At 62.7% G+C, this 15,519-nt stretch carries 13 protein-coding genes; 5 read left to right on the forward strand and 8 right to left on the reverse strand.

Annotation, left to right across the window (positions count from 1 at the left end; genetic code table 11):
• Window positions 1–3 precede the first annotated feature (3 nt).
• Window positions 4–855 carry a flagellar motor stator protein MotA gene (motA, locus tag HU738_RS06395; RefSeq protein WP_054887874.1) on the reverse strand — a complete coding sequence of 284 codons (852 nt, stop codon included), beginning with the start codon at window positions 853–855 and terminating at the stop codon, window positions 4–6.
• A 130-nt stretch (window positions 856–985) separates the two neighbouring features.
• Here motA and HU738_RS06400 point away from each other — a divergent pair, with 130 nt between their 5' ends.
• The 3 genes from HU738_RS06400 to asd are packed head-to-tail and all read left to right on the forward strand — an operon-like array spanning window position 986 to window position 4,253.
• Window positions 986–2,521: an HDOD domain-containing protein gene (locus HU738_RS06400; RefSeq protein WP_176509996.1), complete on the forward strand. Its 1,536-nt coding sequence runs from the start codon at window positions 986–988 to the stop codon at window positions 2,519–2,521.
• Between the two features lie 44 nt (window positions 2,522–2,565).
• The gene (locus HU738_RS06405; RefSeq protein ID WP_186601654.1) at window positions 2,566–3,393 is read left to right on the forward strand and encodes a rhodanese-like domain-containing protein; all 828 of its coding nucleotides are present in this window, start codon (window positions 2,566–2,568) and stop codon (window positions 3,391–3,393) included.
• Window positions 3,390–4,253: an archaetidylserine decarboxylase gene (gene asd / locus HU738_RS06410; RefSeq protein WP_176509994.1), complete on the forward strand. Its 864-nt coding sequence runs from the start codon at window positions 3,390–3,392 to the stop codon at window positions 4,251–4,253. Before HU738_RS06405 ends, asd begins: the two co-directional genes overlap by 4 nt.
• A 51-nt stretch (window positions 4,254–4,304) precedes the next feature.
• Here asd and serB read toward each other — a convergent pair whose 3' ends face one another.
• Entirely contained in the window at window positions 4,305–5,519 is a 1,215-nt protein-coding gene (serB, locus tag HU738_RS06415) for a phosphoserine phosphatase SerB (RefSeq protein ID WP_054887878.1), read from the reverse strand.
• 135 nt (window positions 5,520–5,654) lie between these two features.
• Here serB and HU738_RS06420 point away from each other — a divergent pair, with 135 nt between their 5' ends.
• A complete protein-coding gene (locus tag HU738_RS06420) occupies window positions 5,655–7,112 on the forward strand; it encodes an AhpA/YtjB family protein (protein WP_186601655.1) in 1,458 nt (485 codons plus the stop codon).
• Window positions 7,113–7,189: 77 nt separating this feature from the next.
• Here HU738_RS06420 and HU738_RS06425 read toward each other — a convergent pair whose 3' ends face one another.
• From HU738_RS06425 to HU738_RS06450, 6 genes are all read right to left on the reverse strand, one after another.
• Window positions 7,190–7,900 (reverse strand): PqiC family protein, encoded by a 711-nt coding sequence (locus HU738_RS06425; protein WP_176509992.1) that lies wholly within the window; start codon window positions 7,898–7,900, stop codon window positions 7,190–7,192.
• A gap of 175 nt (window positions 7,901–8,075) precedes the next feature.
• Entirely contained in the window at window positions 8,076–10,334 is a 2,259-nt protein-coding gene (parC, locus tag HU738_RS06430; protein ID WP_176509991.1) for a DNA topoisomerase IV subunit A, read from the reverse strand.
• Between the two features lie 10 nt (window positions 10,335–10,344).
• Complete coding sequence (locus HU738_RS06435) at window positions 10,345–10,863, reverse strand: retropepsin-like aspartic protease family protein (RefSeq protein WP_186601656.1); 519 nt, start codon at window positions 10,861–10,863, stop codon at window positions 10,345–10,347.
• Window positions 10,860–11,846 carry an esterase-like activity of phytase family protein gene (locus tag HU738_RS06440; protein WP_186601658.1) on the reverse strand — a complete coding sequence of 329 codons (987 nt, stop codon included), beginning with the start codon at window positions 11,844–11,846 and terminating at the stop codon, window positions 10,860–10,862. Before HU738_RS06440 ends, HU738_RS06435 begins: the two co-directional genes overlap by 4 nt.
• The gene (parE, locus tag HU738_RS06445) at window positions 11,843–13,747 is read right to left on the reverse strand and encodes a DNA topoisomerase IV subunit B (RefSeq protein ID WP_054887884.1); all 1,905 of its coding nucleotides are present in this window, start codon (window positions 13,745–13,747) and stop codon (window positions 11,843–11,845) included. The genes HU738_RS06440 and parE overlap by 4 nt, the downstream gene beginning before the upstream one ends.
• A 34-nt stretch (window positions 13,748–13,781) precedes the next feature.
• Window positions 13,782–14,390, reverse strand: coding sequence for a YqiA/YcfP family alpha/beta fold hydrolase (locus HU738_RS06450; RefSeq protein WP_186601659.1), 609 nt, complete (start codon window positions 14,388–14,390; stop codon window positions 13,782–13,784).
• A gap of 273 nt (window positions 14,391–14,663) precedes the next feature.
• Between HU738_RS06450 and HU738_RS06455 the strand changes: the two genes are divergently transcribed.
• On the forward strand, window positions 14,664–15,503 hold the full coding sequence (locus HU738_RS06455; protein WP_186601660.1) for an RHS repeat-associated core domain-containing protein: 840 nt from the start codon (window positions 14,664–14,666) through the stop codon (window positions 15,501–15,503).
• The last annotated feature ends 16 nt before the right edge of the window (window positions 15,504–15,519 follow it).

The raw sequence follows: 15,519 nt of genomic DNA on the forward strand, positions 1-15,519 counted from the left end.
GACTCAGCGACCGCGAACCGCTTGTTCCAGCTCGGCGAAGCTTGGGCGATGCTTCGGATACAGCACCTTGCGCCCGAACTCGACGGCCAGCGAAGGCGGCATGCCGGAAGCCGAGGCCACCAGCGAGGCCTTGATCGACTCATAGAGATTGAGCTCTTCCTTGGCATCGTGCTCAAGGCACTTGGCCAGCGGGCCGAAGAAACCATAGGCGGCGAGAATACCGAAGAAGGTACCGACCAGCGCCGCACCCACGTGCAGGCCGATCGACTTCTGGTCACCATCACCCAGCGATGCCATGGTCACCACGATACCCAATACCGCCGCGACGATACCGAAGCCGGGCATGCCATCGGCGATGCCGCTGACGGCGTGAGACGGGTGCTCGAGCTCTTCCTTCATGCTCAGCAGCTCCATGTCGAACAGGCCTTCGAGCTCATGGGGCGCCATGTTGCCGGTGGACATGATGCGCAGGTAGTCGCAGATGAACGCGGTCATGCGCTCATCACCCAGCACTGCGGGGTACTTGGCGAAGATCGGGCTGGCGGCGGCGTCTTCGATATCGCTCTCGATCGCCATCATGCCTTCGCGGCGGCTCTTGTTGAGGATTTCGTACACCAGGCCCAGCACTTCCAGGTAGAACGTATGGGTGAAGCGAGAGCCGAACATCTTCATCGACTTCTTGATTACATGCATGGTCATGTAACCCGGGTTCGCCTGCATGAAGGCGCCAAAGGCTGCACCGCCAATGATCAGCACTTCGAACGGCTGGATCAGCGCCGCGATCTTGCCGTGGGAGAGTACATATCCGCCGAGCACGCTCGCGAATACGACGATGATGCCGATAATTTTAGCCATAGGATCAAAGCACTTGCTGTCGTGGTCAGGGAGAGGGACGGGAGCTTTAAAACTCTTCTTCTACTTATCGGCAGAACTGCGCCAGACTATAGCCACTCAAAGCGAAAAGCCAGTTCGGACTGATGCCAAAATGCCAATGGAATCCAAGGTGCCCACTCAGAATCCGCGTACCCTAGAGGCCTGGGTCAAGCTGCTTGATGGTGTTCGCGTGCCGGTACCCAAGCAGAGTTACGACCGGGTAATGGCCGCGATCAACGACAGTCGCCGCTCGTTGCGCGACATCGCCGAACTGATGCAGGACAGTCCCGCCCTGGTGCTGTCGGTGATGCGCGAGGCCAACCACCCCGCCAACGCCAGCCAGGCCGAACCGGCTGAAAGCCTGGAAATTGCCCTGAACCGCCTGGGCCTGGCACGTAGCAGGGAACTGCTGATGCGCCTGCCCGCCGTACCGGAAGACGACATCCCGCCGGTGCTGCGCCAATTCCTGTTGATCAGCCAGCATGCCGCACAACAGGCCAGCGGCCTCTTCGCCAGCCGCCTGGCGCGCCTGTGGCAGGAAATCCACTGGGGCAGCCTGCTGTTCCTCGCCCCTCTGTGGCCACTGGCCCTGGCCTACCCCAAGCTGCTTGACGCCTGGGAGCTGCGGGTCATCCACAAGGGCGAAACCGCGGCCGACGTGGAGCAGGAACTGTTCGGCGTGCGCATCTTCGCCCTGTGCCAGGCGATGGCCGAACACTGGCGCCTGCCCAAATGGGTGACCCAAGGCTATCGCCTGCTGCTCGAAGAACGTGACCAACTGGCCTCGGTACTGAGCATTGCCCGTGAAGAAGACCTGCTCAACCAGCAGCATCGCCTGGACGAGGCACCCGGATTGCGCCGCTGGTTCAACGAACCGGCCAACACCGTACTGCTGGCCAACAACCTGGCGCTGGCAGCCCAGGTCGGCTGGGACAACCCGCATTTGTTGCGCTGGCAACTGCTGACCGCGCTCTACCTGCAAACCTCCCTGGAAGACGTGCAGCAGCAGGTGCACCAACAAGCCGCCGCCAGCGCCCGGCGTCACGCCAGGCACGCACTGTTCCACCCCGCCGAAGCGCTGATCTGGCCTTGGCAGCAGCGTCGCCCGCACCCGGACATGCTCACGCCGCCACCACCCTCCAGCGACGACCTTGGCCGCTGGCGCAAGCTGTGCCAGGCGTTGTTGGCGCAACCCAGCCCGTTCACCAACGCCGTGCACCTGGCCACCCAGGCGCGCGAAGCCATGCTCGCCTGCGGCATGCAGCGCATCATGCTGCTGACGCTGGACCGTGCCAGCGACCACCTGCGCGTGCAGCAGACCGCCGGCCTGCCCCAGGAGGCCGCCGCCATGGACTTGCCCTTGGCGCAGAACAGACTGTTGCAAAAGCTCATGAGCAAAGCCGGCCAATTGCGCCTGACGCCCGACAATCACGCCCAGTTCTCGGCACTGCTACCGGCACCGTTGCAGGCACTGTTCCGAAGTGAGCACCTGCTGCTGCGGTCGCTGGCAGTCAGCGACCAAGTGCTGATGCTGGCCGTGGCCGACCAGGGCGGCAAGCCACTGACCGATGTCAGCGTGCAAGCCTTCGGCAAGACTTCGCAATGTATCGAGCGTGCGTTGGCGGTGTTTGCCAACCGCGGCGCCTGAGCCTTGCGCTACAATCGCCCCTCTTTCCACACTGGAGACCGTGGATGACTGACTTTTCCGGCCTGCCTTTGGTGATCGAAGCCGCAGACTTGCTGCCGCGCCTGGATTCACCCCAGTTGATCCTGGTCGACCTGAGCAGCGCCAACCGCTATGTCAGCGGCCACATCCCTGGCGCCCGCTTCGTCGAAGGCAAGCGCACCCAGCTCGGCCAGCCGCCGGCGCCCGGCCTGTTGCCGGCCCTGGGCGATCTGGAAAAGCTGTTCAGTGAACTGGGCCACCGTGACGATGCCGTCTACGTGGTATACGACGACGAAGGTGGCGGCTGGGCCGGGCGCTTCATCTGGCTGCTCGATGTGATCGGCCATTCGCGCTACCACTACCTCAATGGCGGCATCCAGGCCTGGCCGGCTGACAAGCTCTCCACCGACGTGCCAACGCCGGGCACTGCCTCCGTGCATCTGCAACTGCATAGCGAACCGACTGCCACGCGTGAGTACCTGCAAAGCCGCCTGGGCGAAAAAGACCTTGTGATCTGGGATGCCCGTGGCCCGCAGGAATTCAACGGCGAAAAAGTCCTGGCTGCCAAGGCCGGGCACATTCCCGGTGCCGTCAATTTCGAATGGACGGCCGGCATGGACCTCAACGACCATCTGCGCATCCGCAAGGACATCGCTGAAGTCCTGCAACAGTTGGGCATCACGCCGGACAAGGAAGTCATCACCCACTGCCAGACCCACCGCCGCTCCGGTTTCACCTACCTGGTGGCCAAGTCCCTCGGCTACCCACGCATCAAGGCCTATGCCGGTTCGTGGAGCGAATGGGGCAACCACCCGGACACGCCTGTCGAAGTTCAAGGACCATCAACCCAATGAAATCCCGTCTGTTCATCCTCAGCCAGTACCTGCTGCCGCACCATCTGCTGTCGCGCCTGGCTGGCTGTGTCGCCGAGTGCCGTGCGCGCTGGTTCAAGAACGCCTTCACCGCCTGGTTCGCCAAGCGTTACCAGGTGAACATGAGTGAAGCACTGGTCGAAGACCTCACCGCCTACGAGCACTTCAACGCTTTCTTCACTCGCGCCCTGAAACCCGGTGCACGCCCGCTCGACGAAACCCCGGGCGCCATCCTCTGCCCGGCCGATGGCGCGGTCAGCCAACTGGGCCCGATCGAACACGGGCGTATCTTCCAGGCCAAGGGCCACAGCTTCAGCGCGCTCGAGTTGCTCGGCGGCGACCCGGCCCTGGCCGCGCCGTTCATGGGCGGCGAGTTCGCCACCATCTACCTGTCGCCGAAGGACTACCACCGCGTGCACATGCCGCTGGCCGGCACCCTTCGCGAAATGGTCTACGTGCCAGGCCGCCTGTTCTCGGTCAACCAGACCACGGCCGAAAACGTTCCTGAGTTGTTCGCCCGCAACGAGCGTGTCGTGTGCCTGTTCGATACCGAGCGCGGCCCGATGGCGGTGGTGCTGGTGGGTGCCATGATCGTCGCTTCGATCGAAACCGTGTGGGCTGGCCTGGTCACCCCGCCGAAGCGCGAACTCAAGACCTTCCGTTACGACGAAGGCAGCCGTGCGCCGATCCACCTGGAAAAGGGTGCAGAGTTGGGCCGCTTCAAGCTGGGCTCGACCGCGATCGTGCTGTTCGGGCCCGAGCAGGTGAAATGGGCACAGACCCTGGGCGCAGGTTCCGCTGTGCGCATGGGTGAGCTGCTGGCGAGTCCTGCCCAGGCTTGACCCTGACAAAACAGGCCCTGCATGCGCATGCAGGGCCTTTTTTTATGCGAATCAGCCGCGACCGTCGCGGTCGCGCAGGCCCAGCAGGTACAGCACGCCATCCAGCCCCAGGGTGGAAATCGCCTGCTTGGCAGACTGGCGCACCAGCGGCTTGGCGCGGAAGGCTACGCCCAGGCCGGCCAGCGACAGCATCGGCAGGTCGTTGGCGCCATCACCCACGGCGATGGTCTGTTCCAGCTGCAGGCCTTCTTCACTGGCCAGCTGTTGCAGCAGGTCAGCCTTGCGCTGGGCATCGACGATCGGCTCCACGGCCACGCCGGTCACCTTGCCATCGACCACTTCCAGTTCGTTGGCGAACACGTAATCGATGCCCAGGCGCGCCTGCACCTGTTTGGCGAAGTACGAGAAGCCACCAGACAGGATCGCCGTCTTGTAACCCAGGCGCTTGAGCTCGGCGAACAGGTTCTCGGCACCTTCGGTGAGGCGCAGGGAAGCACCGATCTCGTCGAGTACGCCGACATCCAGGCCCTTGAGCAGCGCCATCCGTTCCTTGAAGCTGGCGCGGAAATCCAGCTCGCCGCGCATGGCCCGCTCGGTGATCGCGGCAACCTGCTCGCCCACACCAGCGGCCTTGGCCAGTTCGTCGATGACTTCCGCCTCGATCAGCGTCGAGTCCATGTCGAATACCGCCAGGCGGCGATTGCGGCGGAACAGGTCGTCCTTCTGGAACGCGATGTCGACGTTCAGTTCTTCGGACAATGCGAAGAAGTCAGCCCGCAATGCCTGGGCGTCGCTCGGCACGCCACGCACGGAAATTTCCAGCGCCGCCTTGCTCTTCTCGCTCGAAGCATTCAAGGCAACCCGCGCCGACAGGCGCTCGATACGCTCGATGGTCAGGCCATACTGGCTGATGACTGCACTGACGCGTTGCAACTGCTCGGGGGTGATCTTGCGGCTGAGCAGAGTCACGATATGACGTGCTTCGCCCTGGGCATCGGCCCAATGCTGGTAGTCGGCCTCGGAGATCGGCGTGTAACGCGCTTGCAGGTTCAGCTCGTGGGCTTTGGACTGCACGCTCTGCAGCAGGCTGGTAGCCACTTCGTTATCCGGGATATCGACCAGGATGCCGAACGACAGCGTGCCGTGCATGACCGCCAGGCCGATGTCGAGGATGTTCACACCGCCCTGGAGCAGGACGCCGGTAATGGCGGCGGTAAGACCCGGGCGGTCCTCACCGGTGATGTTGATCAGAACGATTTCGCGCACAACCTGGCTCCGACTTCGATGAAAAATGCGCATTCTACCGATTTTCCATGACCATCGGGCGCCAACTCTACTTTGCCGACAAAACACTGCTCGCTATACTGCCCAACACTTTTATGCCATTAAGAGCCGCGCTCTGTGAACCGGCCCACGCCCGTCAAAACCGACAACTTCTTCATAATGATCTTCCGAGCCCTGCGCCAACGTCGCGTGCCCCTGGCATTGCGTATCGCCACCACCAACATTTTCCTGGTGGCGCTGGCGCTGGTGATCTATGCCTGCGTGATGGGCCTGCAGTTCAAGCAGGCCATGCACGAGCAGGCCGACGCCCTCGGCCAGAGCCTGACCACCCAGACCGCCACCTCGGCAACCGAGCTGCTGGTGTCCAATGACATCCTCAGCCTCAATGTGTTGCTGGGCAACCTGGTGAAGAACCCGCTGGTGGCCCATGCGGCCATCTACAGCGTGGATAACCGCATCCTCGCCGAGGCTGGCCAGCGCCCGCGCAACAGCCTGCTGGGTGAAGCCGAAGGCCTGTACCAGACCAAGATCACGTTCCAGGACGTGACCGCCGGTCAGCTGCGCATCAGCCTGGACATGAGCCAGTTCCAGCAGCCGATGCTGATCAGCCTGCAGAGCATGGGCATCCTCGCCGCCATCCTGCTGGCGTTGGCGCTGAGCCTGAGCCTGCGCCAGGGCCGCCATATCACCCTGCCGCTGCTGCAACTGCGGGTGTGGCTGCGTGACCCGCACCCTTACACCCCGGCCATCGATCGCCAGGACGAGATCGGCGACATCGCTCGCCAGCTTCATGCACGCCTGGCACCACCACCTCCGCCCGAGCCGGAGCCGGAGGAAGAAGAAGACGAGTTCGACGACCTGCATCACGAGCCCCCGGTCAAGCCCGCACAGCGAGCCAAGGCCGTGGTCCAGGCGGACGAGGATGACGACGCGGCCTTCGCCGGCCTGCTGGACGACGAGGAGCAAGCTGCTGCCAAACCTGTCATGGTCGAATCCGATGAACCGCAAAACACCGCCGTACTGGCCGTTCAACTGGGTTCCCAAGAGCAACTGCGTCGCCTGCCGCGCACACGCCTGACCGAGCTGCTGGAACGCTATCGCGGCTGCCTGGAGCAGGCCGCCTCGCTGTATGAAGGCGACATCCACACACTCAACGACGGCAGCACCCTGGTCCTGTTCCACAGCCGCGACTGCGGTGAGGACTACCTGACCAACGCCATCTGTTGTGGCGAATTGCTGCGCGCGCTGGGCCACGCCCTGCAGATCGAAGTGGCCGACAGCGGCATCACCCTGCAATTGCAGCTGGGCTTGGCCCTGGGCGATGACCTGCAAGGGCTGGAGCAGGTCGACCTGCTGATGGCCGAAAAGGCTCAGGACGCGCTGGCGCTGTCGCAGCACAGCCGCAACCTGCTGCTGGTGGAGCGGCAGATCAGTGATGACGAGCTGATCCGCAAGCGCGCCCGCATCCGGCCGATTGCCAGCCCTGAAGGGGCATGCTGTGTGGAGCGCCTGATGGAGCCTTACCCGTCGATGCTGGAGCGCCAGTTGGCGCGGATGCACGAACGCCGGGCCTGATAGCGGGGGCGCGTACAAAACCTTCAGCCACAAAAAAGCCCGCGAACATGCGGGCTTTTTTGTGATTGGCGGTTCGATCAGAAGCGATAGACTTCCATATCGGTACGAATCGGCGAAGCCATCGGGATCTTGGACTTCTCCGGCTCTTTCTTGACCTGTACCGGCGCCGCCTGTTTCTTCGGTGCTTCTTCAACAACCGCAGGCTGATTGGCCAGCGGCTTGACCGCTGTGCTCAACTGCTCGGCAAGCTTCTGCAGCAACTGCCCCTGGGCTTGAACCTGGGACGACTCGCTGCCCTCATGGTGCTGCTCGAGGTGAACGATACGGTTGTCACGCACACGGCCACGACGATCGAGCAGGCGCCATTGCGCATCGAGAACCGCAGGCTGGTTCTTGCCCGAGTCCAGGCGAGTGATCGACAGCAGCACCTGCACGTCCGGAGTGAAGCCGGCGCTGGCCGGGGCCAGTACCACGCGCTGGCTGTCGAGACGCCACGCCAGCTGACGTACCAGCAACTGATCGATGTCCGCTGACAGGCTACCCGCCCAACGACCGTCGGTCGCCGAACTCAGGCTGCCATCGGCCTGGCGCTGCAAGAAGGTTTCACGCTGCAGGTAATCGGCTATCGACACCGGGCCGAGTACTACGGCCATGCCCGCACTCTGTGAAGGCTGGCCAGGATCACCGCTGTCGAGTTGGTACAGGGCAACTGGCTGATGCATGCTGCACCCGCCCAGTCCCAGCAAACCCGTCATCAACAGCGCAAATGGAAGGCGCAGGAGTTTCATTCAACCCATCCAGGCGGTCGCCACCAGGCAAACCGCAGTGATACTGATAGAGATTCAATCGGGCACACGGCCACGCCGGCACCGCAGGGGCACTATCATCCGCGAAATATCGGCGAGACTCCAGCATTTCTGCCTGGAACGGCGCTGAAATTGCCGTTCCAGACATTTCGTCGGATTATGCCGGCCCTTCCACCTGCAGGCTGTCGACCCGCTGGAAGCCCCGGGGCAGCTTGCTGCCGCGTCGGCCACGTTCGCCCTTGTAGTGCTCCAGGTCGTCTGGTTTAAGAGACAGGGTACGCTTGCCGGCCTGCAATACAAGGGTCGAGCCCTCGCCAATCACCGCCAGGTCGGTGACAAATTCTTCACGACTGGCGACCCGATCACCGGGCACACCGATGATCTTGTTACCCTTGCCTTTGCCCAGTTGTGGCAGGTCGGACACCTTGAACACCAACAGGCGACCTTCGGTGGTGACCGCTGCCAGCCAGTCCTGTTCACGGTCGGCCACCGGGCGTGGCGTCATGACCTTGGCGCCGTTGGGCAAGCTGAGCAAGCCTTTGCCAGCCTTGTTCTTGGCCTGCAGGTCCTCACCCTTGACCACGAAGCCGTAACCGGCATCCGAGGCCACCACATACAGCGCCTCATCGTCTGGCAGCAGCACGCATTCGAACGTTGCCCCGGGCGGGGGCGCCAGGCGGCCGGTCAGCGGTTCGCCCTGGCCTCGCGCCGATGGCAGGGTATGCGCGGCCACCGAATAACTGCGCCCGGTGGAGTCGATCAGCACGGCAAACTGGTTGGAACGGCCCGCAGCAGCAGCCTTGAAGCCGTCGCCGGCCTTGTAGGACAGGCCGGTAGCGTCGATGTCGTGGCCCTTGGCGCAACGCACCCAGCCCTTTTCCGACAACACCACGGTGACCGGCTCGGTCGGCATCAGTTCGTTTTCCGACAGGGCCTTGGCTTCGGCGCGCTCGACGATGGGCGAGCGGCGGTCGTCGCCATAGGTTTCGGCATCCTTGATCAGTTCGCTGCGCACCAGCTTGCGCAGCTTGGCGTCGCTGCCCAGCAGGGCCAGCAGCTTGGCCTGCTCCTTGAGCAGTTCGTCCTGCTCGCCACGAATCTTCATCTCTTCCAGGCGCGCCAGCTGACGCAGGCGGGTCTCGAGGATGTAGTCGGCCTGGATCTCGGTCAGCTGGAAGCGCTCGATCAGGGCCTGCCTGGGGTGCTCTTCGGTGCGGATGATGTGGATCACTTCATCCAGGTTGAGGAACGCGGTGAGCAAGCCTTCCAACAGGTGCAGGCGCTTCTCGACCTTGTCCAGGCGGTGCTGCAGACGGCGGCGAACGGTGTTGGTGCGGAATTCCAGCCACTCCAGCAGCAGCGCCCGCAGGTTCTTCAACTGCGGGCGACCGTCGAGGCCGATGATATTGACGTTGACCCGATAGCTGCTTTCCAGGTCGGTGGTGGCGAACAGGTGCTGCATCAGTTCGTCGGCATCGACGCGGTTGGAGCGCGGGATGATGACGATACGGCACGGGTTCTCGTGGTCCGACTCGTCGCGCAGGTCAGCGACCATCGGCAGCTTCTTGGCCTGCATCTGCGCGGCAATCTGCTCAAGCACCTTGGCCCCGGAGACCTGGTGCGGCAGCGCGGTGACAACGATGTCGCCATCCTCGACACGGTACACGGCGCGCATGCGGATCGAGCCACGACCGCTCTCATAGATCTTCTGGATTTCCGCACGCGGCGTAATGATCTCGGCTTCGGTCGGGTAGTCCGGCCCCTGGATGTGTTCGCACAGCTGCTCGATGGTGGCCTTGGGCTCATCGAGCAGGCGCACACAGGCGCTGGCCACTTCACGCAGGTTGTGTGGCGGCACGTCGGTAGCCATGCCCACGGCGATACCGGTGGTACCGTTGAGCAGGATGTTCGGCAGGCGCGCCGGCAGTACCGCAGGCTCCTCCAGCGTGCCGTCGAAGTTCGGCACCCAGTCGACGGTGCCTTGGCCCACTTCGCTGAGCAGCACTTCCGAATAGCGCGACAGGCGTGCCTCGGTGTAACGCATGGCGGCGAACGACTTCGGGTCGTCCGGCGCCCCCCAGTTGCCTTGACCATCGACCAGGGTGTAGCGGTAGCTGAACGGCTGTGCCATCAGCACCATGGCTTCGTAGCAGGCCGAATCGCCGTGGGGGTGGAACTTGCCGAGCACGTCGCCGACGGTACGGGCAGACTTCTTGTGCTTGGCGTCGGCATTGAGCCCCAACTCGCTCATGGCATAGACGATGCGTCGCTGCACCGGCTTCAGGCCGTCGCCGATGTGTGGCAAGGCCCGGTCCATGATCACGTACATGGAATAGTTGAGGTAGGCCTGTTCGGTGAAGTCAGCCAGCGAGCGGCGTTCGACGCCGTCCAGGCTGAGTTCCAGTGAGTCGCTCATGCGGGCCTCGTCATTTCAGGTTCTGGCGCAACAGCATGGTGCCGCCGCGCTGGGTAAATTCAAGTTGTTTCAGGGCGCTCATGCCCAGTAGCACGGTGTGCCCGTCCAGGCCCGGCACCACCAGGGCGCGCACGTTCTGCAGGCGGATATCACCCAACTGCAGGGTAGCCAGCCGGGTGCGATAGCCTTCGGTACGGCCGTTGGCAGTGCTCAGCATCACCGGGCTGCCGCGCTGCAGGTCCAGGTCGTTGGCCAGAGACTCCGGGATCGCCACGTCGGTGGCGCCGGTGTCGAGCATGAAGTGCACCACCTGGCCATTGATCGCACCGTCCAGTACGAAGTGACCCTGACCATTGCTCAGCAGCCGCACTTCGATGAAACCGTCGCCATGGGACGACTGTACCTGGGTGTTCGGGTTGCGCTCATGGTCTTCCCATTGCCCGAAGAATCGCGTGGCAAGGAACAGCCCCGCCGCCCAGGCGACGATCATCAGGACCTTGCCGGCACGCTTGCCCGGTGGTGCGGTCATGGGTTGGCGCTCCAGCCGCCCTGCGGCGCTTCGAAGCGCCAGACGATCGGCCGGCTTTCGCCATCGGCACGGTCACCGTTGTTGTTGTCCAGGCCGATCCAGGCGCCCTTGGCATCGATCACCAGCGCTTCAGCCAGGCCATACGGCTGATCGTAGCGGCGCTCAGGTACCAGCGCCTCGGCGGCGAATGACCAGCACTGCTCGACCTTGCCGCTCGTAGCGTCGCGCCGGCACACACGGTAAGCGTTGCGTTCGAGGGTAAACAACTTGCCCTCGAACCAGGCCAGGTCGGCGAAATCGCGTGACAGCGCCCGGGGGTTGGGCATTTGTGGCGGCTGCATCTCGACCCCGGCTTCGCTCAGCAACACGCAGCTGCGCCCGCACGTCCATACCGACTGCTGGCGCTCGATGGCCACCAGGCCGCGCCGCTCGCGCTCGGCCGCCAGCCACAGGCGGTCACCTTGCGGGTTGATCGCCAGGCCTTCGAACAGGGCATTGAAGTTGAGCAGCATGCCGCTGGCCCGAGCCTGGCGGACCATCGCCGGGTCGATCTTCAGCCACTCCGGCTCACCCTCGGCAGGCAACTGCAGCACCGCCGCGTGGGCCTCGCTGACCAGGAAGAGGTTGCCCGCCTGGTCACAGGTGATGCCTTCGTAATCCAGTTCGCCACCGCGCACATAGGACGCCGCCCAGTTACGCGACTTCAGCCCCCACGGCAGGCCGCTCTCGGGTACCGACGGTGGTGTGAAGATCAGCGGCTGCGCGCGCCACACGGCACTCTGCTGGTCGAAGCGGTAAACACGGTCGTCATCCCGATCGGAAACACCCCACAGCCCGCCCCGACATTCGACAAGGCCGGACAGGTTGCCGCCGCGCATACCCTCGATCGGGTGCTCGGAGGCCAGCTTCAGTTCCGGCCAGTTGCCCGCCAGGCTCGGCAGGGCAACCAGCGTCAGGCAGGCCGCGACCAGCAGACGAATCAAACCAGAACCTCAGCCAGGTTGCCTTTGGTCTCCAGCCAGTTCTTGCGGTCACCGGCGCGCTTCTTGGCCAGCAGCATGTCCATGATCTCGGTGGTGCCCTGCACGTCATCCAGGGTCAGCTGGACCAGGCGCCGGGTGTTCGGGTCCATGGTGGTTTCCCGCAGCTGCGGCGGGTTCATTTCACCCAGCCCCTTGAATCGGGTGACCTGCGGCTTGCCGCGCTTCTTCTCGGCTACCAGGCGGTCGAGAATGCCGTCACGCTCGGCTTCGTCGAGGGCGTAGTAGATTTCCTTGCCCAGGTCGATGCGGTACAGCGGCGGCATGGCCACGTAGACGTGGCCGGCCTCGACCAGCGGACGGAAGTGCTGGACGAACAGTGCGCAGAGCAAGGTGGCGATGTGCAAGCCGTCGGAGTCGGCGTCGGCGAGGATGCAGATCTTGCCGTAGCGCAGCTGCGACAGGTCGGTCGCGCCCGGGTCGACACCGATGGCCACGGCGATGTTGTGCACTTCCTGGCTGGCCAGGACTTCGCCGCCATCCACTTCCCAGGTGTTGAGGATCTTGCCACGCAGCGGCAGGATGGCTTGGTATTCCTTGTCACGCGCCTGCTTGGCCGAACCACCGGCGGAGTCACCCTCGACCAGGAACAGTTCGGCACGCATCGGGTCCTGCCCGGCGCAATCGGCCAGCTTGCCTGGCAAGGCCGGGCCCTGGGTGATGCGCTTGCGCTCGACCTTCTTGCTGGCCTTGAGGCGACGGCCGGCGTTGCTGATGGCCAGTTCCGCCAGCTGCATGCCCAGCTCCGGGTGGGCGTTGAGCCACAGGCTGAAGGCGTCCTTGACCACGCCCGAAACGAACGCTGCGGCCTCTCGGGACGACAGGCGCTCCTTGGTCTGGCCGGAGAACTGCGGTTCCTGCATCTTCATCGAGAGGACGAAGGTGATGCGTTCCCAGACGTCTTCCGGCGCCAGCTTGACGCCACGCGGCAACAGGTTGCGGAACTCGCAGAACTCGCGCATGGCATCGAGCAGGCCCTGGCGCAGGCCATTGACGTGGGTACCACCCTGGGCGGTGGGGATCAGGTTGACGTAGCTTTCCTGAACGCTGTCTCCGCCTTCGGGCAGCCACAACAGAGCCCAGTCGACGGCCTCCTTGTTACCCGCCAGGCTGCCGCAGAACGGCTCGTCGGGCAGGCGCTGGAACTCGCTGACCGAATCGACCAGGTACGAACGCAGGCCATCTTCATAGTGCCACTCGACCTTCTCGCCGCTGGCTTTGTCCTCGAAGCTGACCAGCAGGCCCGGGCACAGTACGGCCTTGGCCTTGAGCACGTGCTTGAGGCGGCTGATGGAGAACTTCGCCGAATCGAAGTACTTCGGGTCCGGGCTGAAATACACGCTGGTGCCGGTGTTGCGCTTGCCAACCGTGCCCACCACCTCCAGCTCGCTGGCCTTGAAGCCATCGGCAAAGGTCATCTGGTACTCGTTGCCGTCGCGCTTGACGCGCACGCGCACCTGGGTCGACAAGGCGTTGACCACCGAAATCCCCACGCCATGCAGGCCGCCGGAGAACTGGTAGTTCTTGTTGGAGAACTTGCCGCCGGCGTGCAGCTTGGTGAGGATCAGCTCGACGCCCGACACCCCTTCTTCAGGGTGGATGTCCACCGGCATGCCACGGCCATCGTCGCTGACTTCCAGCGAATGATCGGCGTGGAGGATGACCTGCACCGAGCGGGCATGGCCGGCCAGGGCTTCGTCGACACTGTTGTCGATGACTTCCTGGGCCAGGTGATTGGGCCGGCTGGTGTCGGTGTACATGCCCGGGCGTTTACGCACCGGGTCGAGGCCGGAGAGGACTTCGATGGCGTCTGCGTTATAGGCGCTAGCGCTGGGATTGGCCATGGATTCTCGTCGTCAGTCTGGTGAATGCAAAAGATCAAAATACAGAAAAATCGAGCGCCGCATACTGCTGCCGGGCAATACCGGCGAATGCCAGCAGGCCTGGCAGCTGCTCGGCAAAGCCCTGGAAGCTGTGATCGCCTCCGGCCTGGATGCGCAGGGCGCACGCCCGGTAATAATGCTCGGCGTGGCGGTAGTCCAGGGTTTCATCGGCGGTCTGCAGCCACACTTGATAGCGACCTGGGTCGGCCGGCGCCGGCACTTCCAGTTCCGCCAGCGCCTGCACATGATCCAGCGTCAGCTCCCAGGTCTCGCCCGTGTAGTGGTTGCGCTGGGCCCCCAGATAACCATCGAAACGCTTGTGCGGGGTGACGGCCGGGTTGACCAGCAGGGCCTTCAGCCCATGGCGCTCGGCCAGATGAGTGGCATAGTAGCCGCCGAGCGAACTGCCGACCAGCAGCGGCGCACCCAGCTCGGCGATTGCGGCTTCGAGCTGGGCAATCGCCTGCCGTGGATGGTGGTGCAACTCCGGGATGCGCAGCTGCTGCGACAGGCCCAGTTGCTGCATGACGGCCGCGAGCTGGCGTGCCTTGGTGGACAGCGCCGAGCTGTTGAAGCCATGGATATAGAGGATGGAACCCGACATGCTGACCCCGGAATCTGTGGCTTTGCACCCGATCGAGTGGGCGCAGGGACGCGCAGTGTAGCGCGTTCACCGGGCTTTGGCGCAGTGTCACGGGTTTCGTAACAGTTTCGCAGTTTTTTTAGGCAAGCATTTTACCCCTAACACCAAACGAATCACCTCTTGCGGGAGTGCATCTAAAACTTTGGGCCTCCAGCGCACCCTGATATTAATGACAGTTGCTCAACATAAATGCCATGGTCAAAATTCAGCTCCAGACAACACTTGGAGAGCTAGATGAGATCGCCGCCACCAGAAAAACTGCTTGCCTGCAGCTCAGCGCATTCAACTCATTTTAGATTTGACGCCAAGCTCAGAGCTTTCCGAAGCCACTGTCCATACGGTCATCTCCCAACTGTGGAAAATAGCGCTACACTGCTAGGCTTCCACGGAGAATTTTTTTTGCTGGGAAATGCATGTATATATTTACTTGGCAATGGCTATCGTGCATACAGCCCTTCACTCAAACGGTTTTTAGGTAGCGACAGTTGTTCGCCATTCGGCAGAGGTGGGCTGAACAGTTACACGGCATTTTCAGGCAACCCGGTCAATTTCAAGGACCCTGACGGGCATGGCCCGATTACGCTGAAGCAAACTAAAAGCCTCCTAGATCCTAAAGCACTTTCACTTGCACCACTACAGCAAGAATTTGCATCCAGAAAGCAGCTTGTCAACCATCGTGTCTTACAAACCCAACTCGCAGAAAGACCCGGCCGGGATCTCGCCACGCTGCTTTCAAAAGCGGATGTGGGGCAAGCAAATTTCAACATTGTAGGTAGCGCAAACGATTTACAGCATGTTGGTAAACGCCCGCATAAATTCATATTTACAAATCAAGCAGAGCTAATCATTGGAGAAGCCAGTAGAGAGGTAGATTTTTCCCACCCTCACCTTACCTACTTCGCAAGGGGAGAAAAACAAGTAATTTCGGCAGGCATGATAACTCGACAAGAGAATGGCTACGTACTTAGTGATTACACTGGCCATTACCACCGTAGCGCTGAAGGTGTTGACACACTAGCTGCTCCGTTGGCGTTCCTTCATGATATTGGTGTAGAAGCGATACGCCACACCTAATGCCCATGTAAATTGT

Origin of the sequence: Pseudomonas vlassakiae (assembly GCF_014269035.2) — a bacterium.
Lineage (GTDB): Bacteria > Pseudomonadota > Gammaproteobacteria > Pseudomonadales > Pseudomonadaceae > Aquipseudomonas > Aquipseudomonas vlassakiae.